Raw genomic sequence first — 2,744 nt, forward strand, 5'->3', positions numbered from 1 at the left:
CGTGAATGTTCTGTCCGGTCGACAGGTCCATGACCGTATCCGCACCCCAGCGCGTGGCCCAGATCATTTTCTCGACTTCTTCTTCGATGCTGGACGTGACTGCGGAATTGCCGATATTGGCATTGACCTTGACCAGAAAATTTCGCCCTATGATCATGGGCTCGCTTTCAGGATGATTGATATTGGCCGGTATCACGGCCCGGCCAGCCGCCACCTCCTGACGCACGAATTCGGGCGTGATTGCCTCGGGGAGGTTGGCTCCCCAGGCCTGCCCCGGGTGCTGCTGGTGCAGGCTGGCGTCGCGAATACGTTCACGACCCTGGTTTTCTCGCAGGGCAATGTATTCCATCTCCGGGGTAATGATACCTTTGCGCGCATAGTGCAACTGGGTGACATTGTGACCATGCTTGGCCTTGCGTGGCAGGTGTTCGCCATCAAAATGGTGCTCGGAGAAGGCAGTTCTGTTGGTGCTGGCGATGACATCAGTGCACTCGGTGTCATTTCGTACCTCCAGCCAAGGCTGTCGCAGCTTGGGAAGTCCAGCCCGCACGTTGATGGTGGCGTCGGGATCGGAGTATGGGCCGGAGGTGTCGTATACAGGCAGTGGCGCATTGTCTTCCCACTCTGCCTGGTCGCCGATTCGGGTCGGGCTGAGTGTTATTTCACGCATGGCGACCTGTATATCCGGTCTGGAGCCAGGCAGGTGAATTTTCCTTGAAGCCGGAAATGGTCCGGTTACGTCGGCACTGAGCCGGGCGACTCGCTCCGCCGTGCGCTGTTGAGTGGCAGGTTGTGCGTGTTCAGGTTTGATGGATGGGTCTGCTTGCGTCATTCCAGTCTTTATCCCAGTGAGTGAAAGGAAAGACGGAGTGACCGCGCTGAGCGTGGTGGTGTGGCAGGTTTGATGTTCCTGTTCCCTCCGCGAGCATTAACTCGTTCAGGTTCCACGGATCCCGCAAAATGCGATCTCAGCCTGTTTTTCGTGATGAAAAAGCAGGCGCTCCGACAAGATGTGTTTTTATCCTATACCTCTGGAGATGGTTTCGGCAAGTGCTGAATTGCGCTGCTTGAAGTCAAGTATGACGGGGCTGTATTCAGAGGGTGCAACTTAATCGATTAAGACATTTTCGGTACCAGTTCCACGGTGATCTTGAACAAAAAACCTGTTTTCGCGGCTTTTTATTCATGCTTGCGGGGTGGGCCCAAGCACTATTTCGGTGTAAAGTTGAAGTCTGATAATGATGAAGATACCGACGGCATCACTGACACCGGATTTTCTTGCCAAGCTGTATTCGGTGGTGCCAGAAGAGTGTCCAAATAACGCAATCTGTGGCAAATGTCGTTCGACGGCTGACTGCCTCAGAACCAAAGACTGCTATCAACCCATCAAGGCGACCATGCTGGTGAAAGGCAGGGCGCCACTGCCTTCAGGACACTGATGTCATGAGTCAACTCATAACCCTGGATGAGTTCATCATCTCCAAGCAAGCCGAGCACCCTGAGTCGACCGGTGAGCTGAATCAGATTTTTGCCGCTATCAAGCTCGCCGCCAAGGTCCTCAACCGGGAGATCAACAAGGCCGGTCTGGTCGATGTGATTGGATCCTCGGGCATTGAAAACGTGCAGGGTGAGCAACAGCAGAAGCTGGATGTGTTTGCCAATGACAAGGTCAAAGCGGCGCTGATGGCGCGGGGACATGTCGCCGGTATGGCCTCCGAGGAAGAGGACAGCTTTGTTGCCTTTGAGGACCCCTATTCGCAAAGCGGCAAATATGTCGTGCTGACCGACCCGCTGGACGGCTCCTCCAATATCGATGTCAACGTTTCCATCGGCACCATCTTCTCGGTGTATCGACGCAAATCACCCTTGAACAGTCCGGTGGTGCTGGAGGATTTTCTGCAGCCCGGAAATCAGCAGGTTGCGGCGGGTTATGTCATCTTCGGTTCGTCGACCATGCTGGTCTATACCACAGGCAGCGGTGTGCACGGGTTCACCTACGACCCATCCATTGGCGTGTTCTATCTGTCCCATGAAAACATTCGAATACCCGATCAGGGGCAGATCTACTCGGTCAATGAGGGGAATTACCTGAAGTTCCCGCAGGGCGTTAAGCGTTACCTGAAGTACTGCCAGGAGATCGTGCCGGAAGAGAACCGTCCCTATACCTCGCGCTACATCGGCTCGCTGGTGGCAGATTTCCATCGCAATCTGCTGAAGGGCGGGCTCTACATGTACCCGTCCTACGCCAATGCACCGAACGGTAAGTTGCGCCTGCTCTACGAGTGCAATCCGCTGGCCTGGATGGCTGAGCAGGCCGGCGGCAAGGCCACGGACGGACATCAGCGCATTCTGGATATTGAACCGACTGAGCTGCATCAGCGCGTGCCGTATTACATCGGTTCTCACAATATGGTGGAAAAGGTGGAGTCCTTCCTGCAGGAATTTCCCGGAGGCGCTGAGTGAGCGGCCCAGGCATGAGCACTAACAGTCTGGTGACTCTGGGCGAGTTTCTGGTGCACCAGCAAAAGAGTGATCCACAGAAAGCGCGCGAGCTCAGTCAGTTATTCGGTGCTTTGCGCCTGACCGCCAAGGTGCTGAATCGTGAGACCAACAAGGCTGGTCTGGTCGATGTCATTGGTTCTGCCGGGCTGGAAGATCCGGACAACAGCCAACGGCAGCCGCTGGACGAGTTCGCCAACGACAAGATGAAGGCGGCATTGCGGGCGCGGGGTCAGGTTGCCGGG

1 protein-coding gene, 2 pseudogenes and 1 riboswitch are annotated in these 2,744 nt (G+C 55.6%); of the genes and pseudogenes, 2 read left to right on the plus strand and 1 reads right to left on the minus strand.

Annotated features, from left to right (window positions below):
• Nucleotides 1–730, minus strand: a pseudogene (locus tag LAT62_RS16300) (phosphomethylpyrimidine synthase ThiC); the annotation flags it as partial.
• Nucleotides 731–897: 167 nt separating this feature from the next.
• Nucleotides 898–1,015: riboswitch (TPP riboswitch) on the minus strand.
• Nucleotides 1,016–1,443: 428 nt separating this feature from the next.
• Between LAT62_RS16300 and fbp the strand changes: the two are divergent.
• A complete protein-coding gene (fbp, locus tag LAT62_RS16305) occupies nucleotides 1,444–2,463 on the plus strand; it encodes a class 1 fructose-bisphosphatase (RefSeq protein ID WP_293386295.1) in 1,020 nt (339 codons plus the stop codon).
• Between the two features lie 11 nt (nucleotides 2,464–2,474).
• Nucleotides 2,475–2,744 (plus strand): annotated as a pseudogene (locus tag LAT62_RS16310) (fructose-bisphosphatase class I); the annotation flags it as partial.

This window comes from Natronospirillum sp. (assembly GCF_022565775.1).
GTDB lineage: Bacteria > Pseudomonadota > Gammaproteobacteria > Pseudomonadales > Natronospirillaceae > Natronospirillum.